1 pseudogene is annotated in these 360 nt (G+C 63.6%); it reads right to left on the bottom strand.

Features of this window, described 5'->3' with window-relative positions:
- Nucleotides 1–360, bottom strand: a pseudogene (locus tag AC1D0P_RS32445) (hypothetical protein); the annotation flags it as partial.

Here is a 360-nt window from a genome sequence, read left to right as displayed (position 1 = left end):
TGCTTGCTCAGGTGGTTAACGGTGATCGTGATCTTGTCGGCATTGTTGGTCAGGTCGAAATTCGAGAACTGATTGAGCGTCAGCGACACGTTGCCGGCGATATTGCCCGTCAGCTGCAGCTTCTCGACATTCTTGACGTTGAACGTGCCGGCCATGCCCACGACCAGCGTATCGGTGCCGCCGTTCCCGGCCTCGACGATCTGATCGGTGCCGCCACCGGCAGCCGGGCTCCCGCTGCCCGGCGACGGATCGGGCTTTTCGCTGACGAGGTAATACGTGTCGTTGCCCGTGCCGCCCGCCAGAACGTCGTGGCCGGCGCCGCCCGTCAGCTTGTCATTGCCCGCGCCGCCGTCGAGATTG

Source organism: Polaromonas sp. P1_G2, from assembly GCF_056405515.1.
The sequence above is the reverse complement of the archived record's forward strand: the minus strand, read 5'-3'. Positions and strand labels throughout refer to the sequence as shown.